General features: G+C 63.9%; 12 protein-coding genes. 11 read left to right on the forward strand and 1 reads right to left on the reverse strand.

Annotation, left to right across the window (positions count from 1 at the left end; genetic code table 11):
• On the forward strand, positions 1 to 3,768 hold the full coding sequence (locus ACTNB1_RS03400; protein ID WP_441167873.1) for an S-layer homology domain-containing protein: 3,768 nt from the start codon (positions 1 to 3) through the stop codon (positions 3,766 to 3,768).
• A gap of 363 nt (positions 3,769 to 4,131) precedes the next feature.
• Here the strand turns inward: ACTNB1_RS03400 and ACTNB1_RS03405 are convergent, their stop codons facing one another.
• Positions 4,132 to 4,806: a HesA/MoeB/ThiF family protein gene (locus ACTNB1_RS03405; protein ID WP_441167874.1), complete on the reverse strand. Its 675-nt coding sequence runs from the start codon at positions 4,804 to 4,806 to the stop codon at positions 4,132 to 4,134.
• 118 nt (positions 4,807 to 4,924) lie between these two features.
• Between ACTNB1_RS03405 and ACTNB1_RS03410 the strand changes: the two genes are divergently transcribed.
• From ACTNB1_RS03410 to ACTNB1_RS03455, 10 genes are all read left to right on the forward strand, one after another.
• Positions 4,925 to 6,151, forward strand: coding sequence for a molybdopterin molybdotransferase MoeA (locus ACTNB1_RS03410; protein WP_441167875.1), 1,227 nt, complete (start codon positions 4,925 to 4,927; stop codon positions 6,149 to 6,151).
• Between the two features lie 36 nt (positions 6,152 to 6,187).
• Positions 6,188 to 8,095, forward strand: coding sequence for a molybdopterin biosynthesis protein (locus ACTNB1_RS03415; RefSeq protein ID WP_441167876.1), 1,908 nt, complete (start codon positions 6,188 to 6,190; stop codon positions 8,093 to 8,095).
• Positions 8,085 to 9,563, forward strand: a complete 1,479-nt coding sequence (locus ACTNB1_RS03420) for an NAD(P)/FAD-dependent oxidoreductase (protein ID WP_441167877.1) — start codon at positions 8,085 to 8,087, stop codon at positions 9,561 to 9,563. Before ACTNB1_RS03415 ends, ACTNB1_RS03420 begins: the two co-directional genes overlap by 11 nt.
• A complete protein-coding gene (locus ACTNB1_RS03425; RefSeq protein WP_441167878.1) occupies positions 9,560 to 10,474 on the forward strand; it encodes an NAD(P)/FAD-dependent oxidoreductase in 915 nt (304 codons plus the stop codon). Before ACTNB1_RS03420 ends, ACTNB1_RS03425 begins: the two co-directional genes overlap by 4 nt.
• A 114-nt stretch (positions 10,475 to 10,588) precedes the next feature.
• Entirely contained in the window at positions 10,589 to 11,587 is a 999-nt protein-coding gene (locus ACTNB1_RS03430) for a substrate-binding domain-containing protein (RefSeq protein ID WP_441167879.1), read from the forward strand.
• A 50-nt stretch (positions 11,588 to 11,637) separates the two neighbouring features.
• The gene (locus ACTNB1_RS03435) at positions 11,638 to 12,363 is read left to right on the forward strand and encodes an ABC transporter permease (protein WP_441167880.1); all 726 of its coding nucleotides are present in this window, start codon (positions 11,638 to 11,640) and stop codon (positions 12,361 to 12,363) included.
• Positions 12,360 to 13,010, forward strand: coding sequence for an ATP-binding cassette domain-containing protein (locus ACTNB1_RS03440; RefSeq protein ID WP_441167881.1), 651 nt, complete (start codon positions 12,360 to 12,362; stop codon positions 13,008 to 13,010). Before ACTNB1_RS03435 ends, ACTNB1_RS03440 begins: the two co-directional genes overlap by 4 nt.
• A 97-nt stretch (positions 13,011 to 13,107) precedes the next feature.
• Positions 13,108 to 15,039 carry an aldehyde ferredoxin oxidoreductase family protein gene (locus ACTNB1_RS03445; protein WP_441167882.1) on the forward strand — a complete coding sequence of 644 codons (1,932 nt, stop codon included), beginning with the start codon at positions 13,108 to 13,110 and terminating at the stop codon, positions 15,037 to 15,039.
• Between the two features lies 1 nt (position 15,040).
• A complete protein-coding gene (locus tag ACTNB1_RS03450) occupies positions 15,041 to 15,292 on the forward strand; it encodes a MoaD/ThiS family protein (protein WP_165450505.1) in 252 nt (83 codons plus the stop codon).
• A gap of 16 nt (positions 15,293 to 15,308) precedes the next feature.
• On the forward strand, positions 15,309 to 15,719 hold the full coding sequence (locus tag ACTNB1_RS03455; protein WP_441167883.1) for a 4Fe-4S binding protein: 411 nt from the start codon (positions 15,309 to 15,311) through the stop codon (positions 15,717 to 15,719).
• The last annotated feature ends 2 nt before the right edge of the window (positions 15,720 to 15,721 follow it).

Here is a 15,721-nt window from a genome sequence, read left to right on the forward strand (position 1 = left end):
ATGAAGCAACACAAGCCCCTTGGGAAGGCGCTGTCTCTGGTGATGGTATGCGCCCTCCTGCTGTCCCTGTGCGTGTTCCCGGCATCCGCTGCCGAGCCGTCCGCACCTGCCGCCGAGTTCGTCAACACCAGTGACGACAGCGGAGACAACATGATCTCCCTCACCAGCGAGCGGACCTTTAAGGCCAGTATCCCGGTGGATATGACCGAGGCGGAGGCCAAGGCTGCCGCTGAGACTGCGGTATGGTCTCTGGTCCGGGATTCCGACCAGGAATATGTGGATGAAACCCTGTTCCCCAACCAGTCCCAGGGCGGCCCCCTGAGCGGCTGGCTGTGTGCCGACGGGGAGACCTCCTTCTTCAGCAACATCGTGTCGGGCGCCGAGACTGTGGACGGCCAGGTCTATCTGACCGTCACCTTTGACAACAGCTGCTACTTCGGCGACGATCTCAGCGTGCCCCATGTCAATGGCGGCTACTACCTGGACGTATGCGGCTATTTTGACCTGACCGCCGCAGTGGATGGAAAGACCGTAGGCTCCGTGGACCTGAAGGTGGCTCCCTACGACAACTTCCACACCATGTCTGAGATCTATGCCCAGATTGACGAGATCGTGTCCTTCGCCAAGGAGAACACCGACCTCTATGTGGAGAAGTTCTCCATGGGCAAGAGCCAGGGCGACAACGGCATGGAGAGCCTGGACATGCCCTACCTGATCGTGGCCAAGAGCAAGGCTGCGGTGGACAAGTGGCAGCAGATCAAGGCTGAGGCTGAGAGTGATCCCACTGCCCTCATCCAAAAGATTGAGGACGGCTCTCTGGGAGACTACCAGGTGCCTGTGCTCTACTCCAACGTCCACGCCAATGAGGTGGCCGCCGCCGACGGCGTATTGACCTTTGCCTGGATGCTGGTGGAGACCGCCGCCTCCGAGACCGGCACTATCGACTACGACAAGCTCACCGGCTTCACCGCCGAGGGCGAGGCCGAGCTGGCCGAGCAGATGGGCCCCGTGGGTGAGGAGGGCTCTGTGGCCGTCCCCGACCTGGTGGCCGACACCGCCACCTACCTGGGCTACATCAAGGGCGAGGAGGCCGATGGCACCACCTCCAGCGCCTCCGTCCCCGTGGACCTGGAGAAGTACTACACCGTGGAGACCGAGACGGTGGATGTGGATGACCTGCTGGACGACGTGTTCTTCATCATCGTCCCCGAGGAGAACGTGGAGGGCCGCACCTATATGACCCGCACCTCCTCCGGCGGCTTCGACCTGAACCGGGACAACTCCTTCCAGACCCAGGCCGAGACCCAGAACATGACTCAGCTCATCGCCACCTGGAATCCCGTCAGCTTCACCGAGTTCCACGGCCGGGTGTCTGCCTTCCAGTGTGAGCCCTGCGATCCCCCTCACGAGCCCAACTTTGAGTACGACCTGCTGGCTGAGCACCTGATGACCGGCGGCGAAGCCCTGGGCATTGCAGCCGTGGCCAACAACGACGGCCACAACAGCTATGTGATCCCCCAGCGTGACTACCTGACCTACACCGGCGAGAAGACCGCCGACGGTGAGAACCAGACCCAGTGGCTGGACCCCTGGGACGACATGTCCACCAGCTACACCCCCCAGTATGCCATGCTCCACGGCACTGTTTCCTACACCGTTGAGGTGCCTGCCTACGACGACTATATGGTGCAGGGTGTGGCCTACGGCCAGCTGGGCCAGAGCGTGTACATTGCCGCCAACAAGGAGAGCTACCTGCTCAATCAGACCAAGATCTTCGAGCGGGGCGTGACCAACGCTAATTCCGACGCCTACGACCTGGTGGGCCAGTGGTTCTGCGACCAGTACGACGTGGAGGGTGCCGAGGCCGATCTGTTCCGCCCTGAATACGACGGCGAGGGCCAGAACGGCAACTTCTATCCCGAGTGCTACATTATTCCCATGGACGGCGCCAACCAGTCCAACCTCCAGGCTGCCGCCGACATGATGGAGTACCTGACCCGCAACGGCGTCAAGGTCAACATCACCGAGTCCACCTTCACCTATGACGGGGTGGAGTACCCCGCCGGTACCCTGATCGTGTCCATGTATCAGGCCAAGCGGAGCGTGGCCAACGGCGTGCTGTACGACGGCACCGTCATCACCGAGTGGCCTGTCCTCTACTCCGAGGGCATCACCGCCTTCAACGAGACCCGGGGCTTTGACATGGCGGTGTGCGCCGAGCCCGCCGCCTACAAGACCATCGCCGCCGCCTGCGGCGACGACATGGACTATGCCGACGCACAGGCCTACATCTCCGGCCTGACCTCCTCCTTCACTGGTGTGAAGGATGCTCAGGTCATCCTGATGAACAGCTCTGAGGATTCCACCGCTGCTGTCAATGCCCTGCTGAAGGCGGGCAAGGCTGTCTCCCTCATCACCGAGGGTCAGTACAAGGGCAGCTTCCTGTGCTCCTACGCCGACTGGCAGAGTGTGGCCGATGACTACCTGATCACCGGCATCGGCGTGGAGAGCGCCCCTGCCGCCCAGACCCTCACCAAGGCTCCTGTGATCTACATCTCCGGCAAGCCCGGCGACAATGACGAGGGCTTTGTCAAGACCACTCTGGTCAGCGGTTCCTACGAGTACAACTACGACCGCCAGGCCATGGAGCTGCTGGGCTTCACCGTCACCGACGACGCCTCCAAGGCCGACGTGATCATCGGCGCCGCCGGGCTGGACGACCAGGCTCTGGCCGCCGTGAAGAGCGGCACCCCCTACATCGGCTATGGCTATGACGCCATGCAGTCCGCCACCGGCCTCTTTGCCGACGGTCAGCTGGTATATGAGACTGTCAGCCGCAACGCCATGGACGCTCTGGCCCATGTGACCTACCCCACCAGCAGCATGGTCACCGCCAGCTATGTGGCCGAGGGTGACGATATCCTGTACGGCTACGGTGCCGGCTACTTCGCTGCCATCCCTGACGGCGCCAAGGTACTGGTGCAGCTGGACGGCTCTAAGGAGCTGCTGGAGGGCTTCCTGCCCAGCACCGGCGAGCACTACAACGACTTCCTGAACGACTCCATCCAGGCCATCTCCTATGAGGGCAAGGGCGCCGACGGCGCCGACCTGGACGTGGTCCTCTTCGCCAACACCCTGACCAATAAGGTCCATCAGCGGGACGAGTTCAACTTCATCTCTAACTTCGCCTTTGCCAGCGTGATGGCCGGCACCGGCTACTCCGATGTGGCGGTTGACGCCTGGTATGCTGGCGACGTTATGGCCGTGACCCAGCAGGGTCTGATGAACGGCGTCAGCGGTACTGCTTTTGCTCCCGACGTCACCACCACCCGGGGCATGATGGCTACCATCCTGTACCGTATGGCTGGCGAGCCTGATACTACCGTCTCTGCCCCCTTCACCGACGTGGCCGACACCTCCTACTGTGCCGCCGCTGTGGATTGGGCCTATGCGGAGGGTGTGGTTTCCGGCGTGGGCAACAGCACCTTTGCCCCCGACAATACCCTCACCCGGGAGCAGGCGGTGACCATGCTGTACCGCTATGCTCAGTTCCAGGGCCTGGATGTGACGTCCACCGGTGATCTGTCCGCCTACTCCGACGGCAGCTCCGTGTCCGCCTTCGCCCAGGACGCTGTGACTTGGGCCGTGTCCAACGGCCTGCTGAAGGGCAACGCCGGAGCATTGAATCCCCAGGGCTCCGCCTCCCGCGCCGAGCTGGCCGCTCTGGTGGTGCGTGCTGGCACCCTCTTTGCCGCTGATGCGGAATAAGTGAATCTATCCGGAAAAGATAACGGATGTAATTTATCTTTTCCTGATTTAACAAAAGGAGCGCTGCAGGTTCCATCCTGCAGCGCTCCTTTTCTTTTTGCCTGTTATGGAATCAGTGTCTGTGTGGAGAGACGGCGGAAGTGATCTGTAATGTATCATGCGGAGGACTGCCCTATGCCGTGCCTGCGGCGCGGGCCAGGCGATTTTTCGGGGCCAAAGTGAAGGTTGCTTTTATGAACTGGCAGTTCTATAATTTGTAAAAAGAACTAAAATAAATCTGCTTATCAGTTGCGCCAGGCGCCCCGCCGGCCTGGGCAGCCGCGCCTTCGTTCCGGACGATGCTCACCTGAATGACACCGCTGGTCAGAGAGAGAGTACCTGATACTCCTGCTCCAGCAGATCCATCCACAGCAGTTTCCCCGCCAGAGGGCTGGGCCGGCCGCACAGAAGCCGGATGGCTTCGCCGGCCTGGACAGCCGCGCACAGACCCGCCGTGGGTGAGAGGCTCCCCTGATCCGGATGAGCGGGGGCATCCGCGGGATAGAGCCGCTCCATCAGCCCGCTCTCCGGCAGGATCACCGCCGCCTGGGCATGCCATCCCTGAATGGCCCCGTGCACCAAGGGGATACCCGCCTGGCGGCAGGCTCTGGCCAGGATACGCCGGGCGGACGGGCTGTCCAGGGCGTCCAGAGCCAGGTCGTGGCCGGCGATCAGGCGGTCGGCATTTTTTGCCGTCAGAAAGGTGGAGACGGCCTTTACCCTGACCTGCGGATTCACCAGGGTGGCCCGCTCACATGCGCACTCCGCTTTGGACCGGCCCAGGCTTGCTGTGTCGGCCAGCAGCTGGCGGTTGAGGTTGCTGGGTGCGAACCGGTCCCCGTCGCATACTGTGATGGTTCCCACGCCGACCCGGAGCAGATGCTCCAGCAGATACCCGCCCAGTCCGCCGCAGCCGGCCAGAAAGACCCGGCGCTTCTGCAGCAGCAGACAGTCCTGCTCCGTGAGGGGACCCAGATTGCGGGCATAGCGCTCCTGCATCACACATCCACCTTTCCTGTCACGATTTTGAACTTATTTTACCGGATTCTCCCGGGGGAGACAAGCCCCGGGGGGCGGTTTTCCATACCGTCCGCCATGCTCGCAGGAGGGAAGCTTCATGCTCAATGTAAAAACTCCGGATGAGGCGCTGGAGATCATCCGTACCGCCTTTGCCCCCCTGGATCGGCCTCCGGAAACTGTGCCGCTGGCCTCTGCGCTGGGGCGGGTGCTGGCGCTGGATGTGACCGCCGATGCCTGGGTGCCCGACTTCCACCGCTCCACGGTGGACGGCTATGCCGTCCGGGCCTCCGACACCTTCGGCTGTTCCGACGCCCTGCCCGCCCAGCTGATCCTGTCCGGGGAGGTTCGGATGGGAGAGGGGGCGGGGCTGACCCTGGCTCCGGGTCACTGTGCCGCCGTCCCCACGGGCGGGGAAGTACCCCAGGGGGCGGATGCTGTGCAGATGCTGGAACTGTGCGAGAACTACGGCGACGGCACCATTGGAGTGCTCAAAAGCGTGGCCCCCGGCCACAATATGATCTTCCGGGGAGATGACGTCAAGCCCGGTGACAGGGTGCTCCCCGCCGGCCGTCGGCTGGAGCCCCAGGACATCGGCGCCCTGGCTGCCCTGGGGGTGGTCTCGGTGCCGGTGGTGCTTCGCCTCCGGGTGGGGGTCATCTCCACCGGGGATGAACTGGTACCGCCGGAGTGTACCCCCGCCGCCGGCCAGGTCCGGGATGTGAACGGTCCCCTGGTCTGCGCCCTGCTGGAGCAGGCTGGGGCGCTGCCCCGGTTCTACGGCATTATCCCCGATCAGGAGGATCGGCTGACCCGGACGGTGGAACAGGCCCTGGAATCGTGCGACGGGGTGATCCTGTCCGGGGGCAGCTCTGTGGGGGAGAAGGATGCGGCCTACCGGATCATGTCCGCCCTGGGGGAGGTGCTGTTCCACGGTATCGCCATGAAACCGGGCAAGCCCACGCTCCTGGGCAGAACGGCATCGGGCAAGCCCATGGTGGGACTTCCGGGACATCCGGTGGCTGCCCTGTTCACCACCCAGCTCTTTGTCCGGGCCCTGCTGGCCCGCCTGGAGGGACGGACCCTGCGCCAGCGGCAGGTCACCGCCCGGCTCACCGAGGAGGTCTCCGCCAACCACGGCCGGGCCCAGTACAACGGTGCCATCCTCCGCCAGGGGCCTGAGGGGCTGGAAGCCCTGCCCATCCGGGGTAAATCAGGGCTCATCACCACCCTGGCCGGAGCGGACGGCTATTTCTGCATTCCCCGGGACTGCGAGGGCTTTCCCGCCGGGGCCCAGATCCCGGTCCATATGTTTACCGCCGACTGAACTGCTTTTACCATTCCCTGTGGGAAGGAGACAGATATGGCCTTTCAATATCTCAACAACCGGCCTCTGGACGAGGCCAGAAGTCAGTACCTGGCCCTGCTGCGGGAGGAGGGCTTTGCCCCCCGGACGGAAACCATACCCGTTCCGGCTGCCGTAGGGCGGATCACCGCCGGGGCGGTGTACGCCCGCATCTGCGCACCCCACTACCCCGCCTGTGCTATGGACGGCATCGCCGTCACCGCGGCGGACACCTTCGGAGCCAGCGACACCACCCCGGTCTCCCTGGCCCCGGAGCAGTATGTGGTGGTGGACACCGGCGATCCCCTGCCTGAGGGACGGGATGCCGTCATCATGGTGGAGGAGGTTGTTTTTGCCGAGAGACGGGCGGTCATCCGCCAGGCTGCCGCCCCCTGGCAGCATGTCCGCCAGATCGGAGAGGATATCTGTGCCGGGGAGATGATTCTGGCCGGACATACTGCGATCTCTCCTGCCGCCATCGGGGCCATGCTGGCTGCCGGGGTGCTGGAGGTGGAGGTGCTGGCCAGGCCGGTGGTGGGTATCATCCCCACCGGAGACGAGGTGGTTCCTCCCACCGCCGATCCCGGGCCCGGCGACGTGATGGAATTCAACTCCTCCATCTTTTCGGCCATGCTGAACCAGTGGGGGGCGGAACCCCGGGCCTATCCCATTGTCCCGGACCGAGAGGAGGCCCTCCGCGCCGCTCTGGAGCAGGCTCTGGAGCAGTGCGACATGGTTCTGCTCAACGCCGGCTCCTCCGCTGGGCGGGAGGACTACGCCGCCTCCGTCATTGGCCGGGTAGGTGAAGTTTTCTGCCATGGCCTGGCCATCCAGCCCGGCAAGCCCGCCATCCTGGGTCATCAGAGGGGCAAGCCTATCCTGGGGGTGCCCGGTTACCCGGTGTCCGGCATCATCGTGATCGAGCAGCTACTGCGCCCCCTGGTGGACTTGTGGCTGGGCCGGGAGACAGAGCAGTCTGCTCATGCTCAGGCCGTCCTGAGCCGTCGGGTGGTGTCCAGCCTGAAATACCAGGAATTTGTCCGGGTGCGGCTGGGCCGGGTGGGGGGGCGGCTGGTGGCCGCGCCCCTGGCCCGGGGCAGCGGAATGGTCTCCTCCTTCCTGAAGGCCGACGGTATCCTGGAGATCCCCCAGGGCAGCGAGGGGCTGGAGGCAGGGGAGGAGGTCTCCGTCCGCCTGCTCCGTCCTGCCCGGGAACTGGAGCACACCCTAGTGGTCATCGGAAGCCACGATCCGCTGCTGGACGAGCTGGCCGACCTGCTCCACCAGGCCGATCCCTCGGCCTATATGAGTTCCTCCCATGTGGGCTCCATGGGGGGGCTCATGGCCATCCGCCGGAGGGAGACCCATATGGCCGGATGCCATCTCCTCAATGAGGCCGACGGCACCTACAACACCGCCATCCTGGAAAAGCAGTTTCCCAAGGGCGGCGTGTACCAGGTGGAGTGCGTGGGCCGGACTCAGGGCCTGATGGTGGCCCCCGGCAACCCCCTGGGCCTCACCGGATTCCGGGACGTCAGCCGGCCCGGCATCCGCTATGTCAACCGCCAGAAGGGGTCCGGCACCCGGATTTTGGCCGATTACCTGTGCCGGAAGGAGGGGGTGGACCCCGCCGCGGTCTATGGCTATGACCGGGAGGAGTTTACCCACACCGCTGTGGCCGCCCAGATCGCCGGCGGCACCGCCGACGCGGGCATGGGGATCCTGTCTGCGGCAAAAATCTACGGCCTGGACTTTCTGCCGGTATGCGTGGAGCAGTACGACCTGATCATCCCCGATTACGCCTGGGACACCCCTATGGTCCGCCAGGTGCTGGAGATTCTGGCAAGTCCGGCCTTCCGGGCCCGGCTGGAGAAGCTGGGGGGCTATACGCTGGATCAGCCGGGGCGGGTGCGCCGTGTCTACTGAGATGCGCTATGATGTGGTGGTGCTGGGGGGCGGACTGCTGGGCTGCTTTGCTGCCCGCCATCTCACTTCCTACCGGCTGCGCTGCGCTCTGGTGGAGGCCCGGGAGGACGTGTGCACCGGCATCTCCCGAAGCAACAGCGCCATTATCTACACCGGCTGCGATAATAAGCCCGGAACCCTGAAAGCCCGGCTATGCGTTCAGGCCAACCGGACCTTTGAGAAGCTGTGCACCCAGCTGTCCGTCCCCTTTGCCCGCCGTGGCTCCCTGCTGGTGAGCTATGGCCCCCGGGGGGATCAGGTGGTACGGCGCAAATATGACCAGGGGCAGGAAAACGGAGTGGAGGGTCTGGCCATCCTCACCGGAGCCCAGGCGGCGGCCCTGGAGCCCGGACTGGCTCCGGGAATCACCTCCGCCCTCCTTGCCCCCGGTACCGGGGTGACCGACCCATGGGCCCTGTGCTATGCCGCCTATGAGAACGCTCGGGCCAACGGCTGCGAAGTCTATCTCAACGCCCTGGCAACTGCCCTGAGCCGGGAGGGGAACGACTGGGTGATCACCGCCGGTGCATATACCCTCCGGGCGGGGGCTGTGCTCAACTGCTGCGGCCTGGATGCCCACCACATCCAGGAATTGTGCGCCCCTCCCACTGTGCGGGTCATTCCCGACCGGGCGGACTATCTGGTTCTGGATCAGCCGGCGGGCCCCTATGTCCGCCATGTGATCTTTCAGGAGCCGGAGCAAAAGGGGAAGGGCCTGACCCTGATCCCCACCACTGACGGTAAGCTGCTTCTGGGTCCCTCGGAGCAGCCCGGCGGAGCGGCACCCCACCGGGCTGTAACGCCGGAGGGACTGGATTTTCTCCGGCGCACGGCGGCCAGGGTGGTACCGGGCCTGGATCTGGGTCAGGTAATCCGAGCCTTCGGGGCGGTTCGCCCCAATCCCTTTTCCGTCCGCCGGGAGGGGGAGTCCTGGGTGCCCGAGGACAAGGGTATCCATAGTTTCACCATCAGCACCCCCTGCCCTGGCCTCTGGTCCCTCATCGGCATCAAGACCCCGGGGCTCACTTGCGCCGACGCCCTGGGAGCCATGCTGGCCGGTGAGGCGGCGGCCTATGTGGGGAAGGATAGGCCTAACCCGGACTTTGATCCCTGCCGGCCTCTGCCGCCCCGGCCCCGGGATCTGGACAGCGCCGCCCGCCGGGCCCTGGTGCAGGCAAACCCTGCCTATGGCCGGGTGATCTGCCGCTGCGAGGACGTGACCGAGGGGGAGATCCTGGATGCCATCTGCCGGGGGGCGGTGACGCTGGACGGGGTCAAGCGCCGGGTGGGTCCGGGGCTGGGCCGGTGCCAGGGCAGCTGGTGTACCGATCAGGTGCTGGACCTTCTGGCCCGGGCCCTGGGCGTGTCCCCTGAGGAAATCACCCAAGACGGGCCGGACAGCCTCCTGCTGGGGGGTGAGGAGACATGACCTGGGACGTACTGGTGGTGGGAGCCGGCGCCGCGGGGATGGCGGCCGCCCTTTCTGCCCGGGAGGCGGGTGCAACCTCCGTCCTCCTGACGGACCGGAGTACCCGGCTGGGCGGGGTACTCCCACAGTGCCTTCACACCGGCTTCGGAATGGGCATCTTCCGCCGGGAACTGACCGGGGCGGAATATGCCGCCCGCTGGGCGAATATGGTCAGGACTGCCCCTATTGCGCTCCGTCTGGATACCACGGTCCTCTCGATCAGCCCGGACCGCCGTGCCCTGCTCTCCGGACGGTCAGGGGTGGAGGAAATCTCGTTCAAGGCCCTGGTGCTGGCCGCCGGGTGCCGGGAGATCCCCATCGGGGCCCTGGCCCTCCCCGGTACCCGGCCAGCGGGGATCTTTACCGCCGGCCAGGCCCAGCGGATGGTCAATCTACAGGGCCTCTCCCTGGGCCGCAGGATCGTGATCCTGGGCAGCGGGGATGTGGGCCTGATCATGGCCCGTCAGTTTGCCCTGGCAGGCTGCTCCGTGGAGGCCGTAGTGGAGCAGCGGGATCGCTGCGGCGGCCTGCCCAGGAATTATCATCAATGTATCCAGGCTTGCGGTATTCCCCTGCTTACACGGAGCACGGTCAGCTGTATCCACGGCGAGGGGCGGATCTGCGGAGTGACCATCCGGCAGCTGAACAGCGGAGCGGAACGCTTTCAGCCCTGCAATACCCTGGTCACCGCCCTGGGCATGGTCCCCGAGCGGGAGCTGCTCCGCCCGCTGGGAGAACCGCTGCCCCCCTGGGTGTTTCTGTGCGGCAACTGCCGGAGCATCCACCGGACGGTGGACACGGTGAGCCGGCAGGGGACAGAGGCCGGTCGGGAAGCCGCCGGGTGGGCCCTGCGGTCCGGGGAAGCTGGTTGACAAACCCTGGGCATAAGATTAGTATTTAGAGTATAAAAGTAACCTCTGGGACCGCGCCTTCCGGACCGGCCTGTCAGGGGGAATAAAAATAACAGGAATGGAGAGGAAACCGCGATGAAGAAACAGACTGCCGCCCTTTTGCTGTCTCTTTCCCTGGCTGTAGGATGCTTGGCCGGATGCGCACCGCAGAATGCTGACGTAAACGAGTCTCCTGCGGCGACCCCGGCGGAGGGCGTCGACCTGACGATTCTCTACGAAGCCGACGAGGACATGATCAACAACTACTCCCTGCTGGCGGTCAATCCCGACGCCCCCTTCACCGACGCCGACGGCAACCCGGTGTCCGACGTGTACATCAATACGGAGGGCGCCGCTGCCCTTATCAACTGGATGCTCTCTGAGGAGGGAAAGACCGCCATTTCGGACTACGGCTATGCCGACTACGGTGAGTACCTCTTCTATCTGACGGAGGACGGCCCCACATCTGCCGCCGACATCCCCCAGGCCACGGAGGAGACCAAGGTCATCCGCATGTCCACCACCACTTCGGTGAACGACTCCGGCCTGCTGGGCTATCTGCTGCCCATGTTTGAAGAGGCCTACGGCTACACCGTGGAGGTCACCTCTGCCGGTACCGGAAAAGCCATTGCCAATGCCCAGAACGGCAACGCCGATCTGCTGCTGGTCCACTCCAAGAGCCAGGAGGAGGCCTTTGTGGACGGGGGCTACTCCTATGTGCTGCCCGGCTTCGACAGTGAACGGCTGACCTTTATGTACAACTACTTCGTCCTGTGCGGCCCCTCCGCCGATCCTGCCGGCGTGAAGGAGGCTGCCACTGTGAAGGATGCCTTTGCCGCCATTGCCGAAGGAAAGTATCCCTTTATCTCACGTGGAGACCAGTCCGGCACCCATACCAAGGAGATTTCCCTGTGGCCGGAGGACCTGGGTATTACGGTGGATGCCGCCTCCGTGGAGGGCTATGCCGACTGGTACACCTACTCCAATGCGGGCATGGGGGTGTGCCTCACCATGGCGGAGGAGACGGGGGCCTACATCCTCTCAGATAAGGCCACTTTCCTCACCTTCCGGGCCAACAACGGCGCAATCGAATAAATAAAGGATGCGGCCCGGCGGCTCCGGCCGCCGCAAAAAGGGTCTGCCCCGTGGCAGGCTCTTTTTTAAAAGGAAGGGGGAGACGTTCCATAAAGACTGCCTTTGTCCAGGCTCTGGCCCTGATCGTCTCCGGAGACCGACAGCTTTGGATTATTCTGGCCACCACCCTGCGCATGGCCCTGGCAAGCTCCGTCATCGCCCTGGTGGCGGGCGCGCCTCTGGGGGTGCTGCTGGGCAGCTATTCCGGCCGGAGCAAACGGGCCCTGGTGGTGGTCAACCGGACGCTGATGGGCCTTCCGCCGGTGGTGGTGGGTCTGGTGTGTTACATGCTCTTTTCCGGGGTCGGACCTCTGCGCCATCTGCGGCTGCTATACACGGTGACAGGCATGGTCGTCGCCCAGGTCATTTTGTTGCTCCCCCTCATTGCCGGCAGCCTGGAGTCCCATGTATCCACGGTGGCCCCCGATATCCGGGAGACCGCCCGCGGTATGGGCCTGGGCCGGGGCCGCACCCTGCTGCTGCTCATCAACGAGAGCCAGTATCAGCTGGTCAGCGCCTATCTGCTGGGCCTGGGCCGGGCCTTTGCCGAGGTAGGGGCGGTGTCCATGGTGGGGGGCGCCATCGCCTACAAGACCAACGTGATGACCACAGCCATCATGAACTACACCAATATGGGGGACTTTACCACTGCCCTGGCCCTGGGGATCATCCTGCTGGTCATCTCCCTGCTGCTGAATGTGGGGGTGGCCCTGCTGTACTGGGGGCTGAAACGATGAACCTTCCCCCCATCACCAAGACCTACGGCGGCCGCAGGGTGCTGGATCTGCCCGCCCTGGACCTGGCGGACGGCGCCATCCACGCCGTGATCGGCGCCAACGGCAGCGGCAAGTCCACCCTGGCCCGGATCCTGGCCGGTGTGGTAAAGCCGGATCAGGGCAGCTTTCCCTGCGTCGGACAGACAGGATATATGCCCCAGCGGTCCTACTCCTTCCGGATGAGCGTGGTGCGTAACCTGCAGCTCACCGGCGCCGGGCGGGATCGGGCCATGGCACAGCTGGAGACGTTCGGCCTGGCCGGGCTGGCCCGGCAGAATGCCAAGGGCCTCTCCGGCGGAGAGACGGCCCGGCTGGCACTGGCCAGGGTGCTGATGGAGGACCACCCTCTTCTCATCCTGGATGAGCCCACCGCGGCCATGGATGTGGCCGCCGCCCTCCGGAGCGAGGAGATCCTGCTGGAGTATCAGGCCAGAACGAGGTGTACCGTGGTGTTGGTCACCCACTCCATGACCCAGGCCAGGCGGATGGCCGGACAGGTCCTCTTTCTCAAGGATGGGCACCTGGCGGAGCAGGGGGAGACCGGGCAGGTACTCTCACATCCCCGCTGTGCCGACACACGGGCTTTTCTGGACTTCTACGCTCTCTGAGCCAGACCCTGGGAAGAAGCCAATATGACAGAAGAGGAATTGCAACCAGAAATGAGAAGCGCAGGCACTGCAAGACCTGCGCGCGGGAGGCGAGACTATGTCATCCAAATACGGCGGGTACATGGGAAAGGTGGTCCAGGTGGATCTGGCCACCGGCACGGTCAGTCCCTATCCCTGGTCTGACCGGGATCGGGAATTGTTCATCGGCGGCAAGATCATGGCCGCCAAAATTCTCAGTGACCATCTGACGGGCACGGAGGAGCCTTTTTCCGACCGGAACCTGCTGGTCATTGCCACCGGACCCCTGACCGGTACCGGCGCTCCCAGCTCCAGCAGGTTCAACATCTCCACCCTGTCTCCTCAGACCGGCCTGCTGGCCTCCTCCAACTGCGGAGGCAATTTCGGCTATTATCTGAAGAAAGCCGGCTATGATGCCCTGATTCTCCGGGGACAGGCCAAGGAGCACACCTGGCTGGAGATCACCAACGACAAATTTGTCTTTCACAATGCCGATGAGCTGTGGGGCAAGAAGACCTCTGCGACTCAGCAGGCCCTCTCCGCCCTGCTGACCCAGCGGGGAGGCCCGGACAAAAGCGGAAAGCTGTGCATTGGGCCGGCCGGTGAAAACCGGGTCCTGTATGCCTCCATTGTCAGCAATGAGCGCATCTCCGGCCGCACCGGCATGGGCGCCATTATGGGCTGGATGAATCTGAAAGCCATTACGGTCACGGGCAACCATGTGGTGCGGGCCTATAATCCGGAAAAAATGATGAGCTGGAATCGGAAATGGTTCCGCTATCTCCGCTCTCATCCGCTCACCGGTGAGCAGCTGCCCCGGATCGGCACCGCCGGCCTGGTCAGCCAGATGCAGATGCGGCGCATCCTTGCCACGGAGAACTTCCGCTACGGCCAGAATGAATCCTTTGAGAAGGTCAACGGCGAGCGGCTGGCTGAGGACTTTAACCTGGTCAACAAGGGCTGTCTTACCTGTCCCATCCGGTGTGCCCGCACCGTGGCGGTGGATGGTCAGGAGGTAAAGGGTCCGGAGCTGGAGACCCTTGGGCTGCTGGGCGGAGGGATCCGCAACGACAACATGGAGCTGCTGCTGCGGTGGAATTATGAACTGGATGAGCTGGGCATGGACTCCATCTCTGCGGCAGGAACCCTGGCCTGGGCCATGGAGGCCAACGAAAAGGGGATCTGGAACTGCGGCCTGAACTTCGGGCAGGTGGACGGCATCTCCCAGCTGTGGGAGGACATTGCCCACCGCCGTGGGATCGGCGACGAGCTGGCCGACGGCAGCAGACGCCTGTCGGAAAAATACGGCGGTAAAGAGTTTGCCATCCACTCCAAGGGGCTGGAGCTGTCCGCCTACGAACCCCGCCACGCGGTGGGAATGGGCCTGGGCTATGCGGTGTCCAACCGAGGCGGCTGCCACCTCAACGGCGGGTATCTGGTGATCCTGGAAGGACTGGGGATGAACATTGATGCCCAGACCCCTAAGGCCAAGGCGGATCTCACCGTCATGTTCCAGAATCTGATGGAGATGATCTCCGCCACCGGGCAGTGCCTGTTCACCTCCTATGCCTTTTTCCCAGCGCCCCTGCTGTCCAGACCCAATGCCTGGTACACCCGGGCGGCCAACAAGCTGCTTCCCCACACAGGTATGGTCATCCGTCTGCTCAACCGGTGTCCCCGGGCCGTACATATGCACCTGTCCCCCGTATTCCACCACACCCGGGGATTCCAGTATGCTACCGGCATGCCCATGACCTTCGGCGACTATATGAACGTGGGCAGCCGGGGCTACACCCTGGAGCGCAGCGTAAACTGCCGGTTCGGCGTCTCCGCCAAGGACGATACCCTTCCCAAGCGCCTGACGGACGAGCCTCAGCAGCCCAATAACCCCAGGAGCCGGGTGCCCCTGAAAAAAATGACCCCGGTTTATTACGCCGCCCGGGGCTGGGATTCCAACGGAATCCCAACGCCCCAGACCTTGAAAAAGCTGGGGCTGAAGGGAGCTGACTGATATGGTAAGCGTCAAGCTGTTCGGTGCGCTGCGCCTGCGGTCCGGTTTGAAGGAGTATCAGCTGGAGGCCCGGAACCTGACCGAACTGTTTTCCCAGCTGGCAGAGCTGTCCGCCCATACGGGGATGGAGCAGGTCACGGTCCGGGAGCTGCGCTCCTGTATCATCTCAATCAACGGCAAACAGTGCGGGCCGCGCCATGCCCTCCGGGATGGGGATGCCGTCGTGCTGCTTACCCCGGCCAGCGGCGGCTGAGAGGAGGTCTTGAGCAATGTCCTATCGGATTACGGATAAATGCAAAGGCTGTACCCTTTGCAGCAAAAATTGTCCCGTTATGGCCATTACGGGCCAGGTAAAGCAGGTGCACACCATTGATCCGGACCGCTGTGTCAGCTGCGGCTTGTGTGGAAAGCTGTGCGCCTTCGGTGCCATTGTGGATGACCGGGGCGCAACGGCGGTAAAGATCCCCAAAGACCAGTGGAAGAAACCGGAGATCGACCCGGCCCTGTGTGCCGCCTGCTCTGTCTGTGTGGAAAACTGCCCCAAAGAGTGTCTGTCCATTTCTGATCCCCGGTACCATGGGGACATTACCATGGTTGCCCTGCTCCGCACTCCGGAGGACTGTATCGGCTGCGGGATCTGCGCCGATCGGTGTCCGGTAGGGGCCATTACGCTGATTTGACA

Source organism: Flavonifractor sp. HCP28S3_F3 (assembly GCF_052065355.1).
Lineage (GTDB): Bacteria > Bacillota > Clostridia > Oscillospirales > Oscillospiraceae > Flavonifractor.

Bases quoted from the DNA above. Each gene is read 5' to 3' on its own strand.
- ACTNB1_RS03400 (WP_441167873.1), top strand. From the start codon at position 1: ATGAAGCAACACAAGCCCCTTGGGAAGGCGCTGTCTCTGGTGATGGTA.
- ACTNB1_RS03405 (WP_441167874.1), bottom strand. From the start codon at position 4,806: ATGCAGGAGCGCTATGCCCGCAATCTGGGTCCCCTCACGGAGCAGGAC.
- ACTNB1_RS03410 (WP_441167875.1), top strand. From the start codon at position 4,925: ATGCTCAATGTAAAAACTCCGGATGAGGCGCTGGAGATCATCCGTACC.
- ACTNB1_RS03415 (WP_441167876.1), top strand. From the start codon at position 6,188: ATGGCCTTTCAATATCTCAACAACCGGCCTCTGGACGAGGCCAGAAGT.
- ACTNB1_RS03425 (WP_441167878.1), top strand. From the start codon at position 9,560: ATGACCTGGGACGTACTGGTGGTGGGAGCCGGCGCCGCGGGGATGGCG.
- ACTNB1_RS03430 (WP_441167879.1), top strand. From the start codon at position 10,589: ATGAAGAAACAGACTGCCGCCCTTTTGCTGTCTCTTTCCCTGGCTGTA.
- ACTNB1_RS03440 (WP_441167881.1), top strand. From the start codon at position 12,360: ATGAACCTTCCCCCCATCACCAAGACCTACGGCGGCCGCAGGGTGCTG.
- ACTNB1_RS03445 (WP_441167882.1), top strand. From the start codon at position 13,108: ATGTCATCCAAATACGGCGGGTACATGGGAAAGGTGGTCCAGGTGGAT.
- ACTNB1_RS03450 (WP_165450505.1), top strand. From the start codon at position 15,041: ATGGTAAGCGTCAAGCTGTTCGGTGCGCTGCGCCTGCGGTCCGGTTTG.
- ACTNB1_RS03455 (WP_441167883.1), top strand. From the start codon at position 15,309: ATGTCCTATCGGATTACGGATAAATGCAAAGGCTGTACCCTTTGCAGC.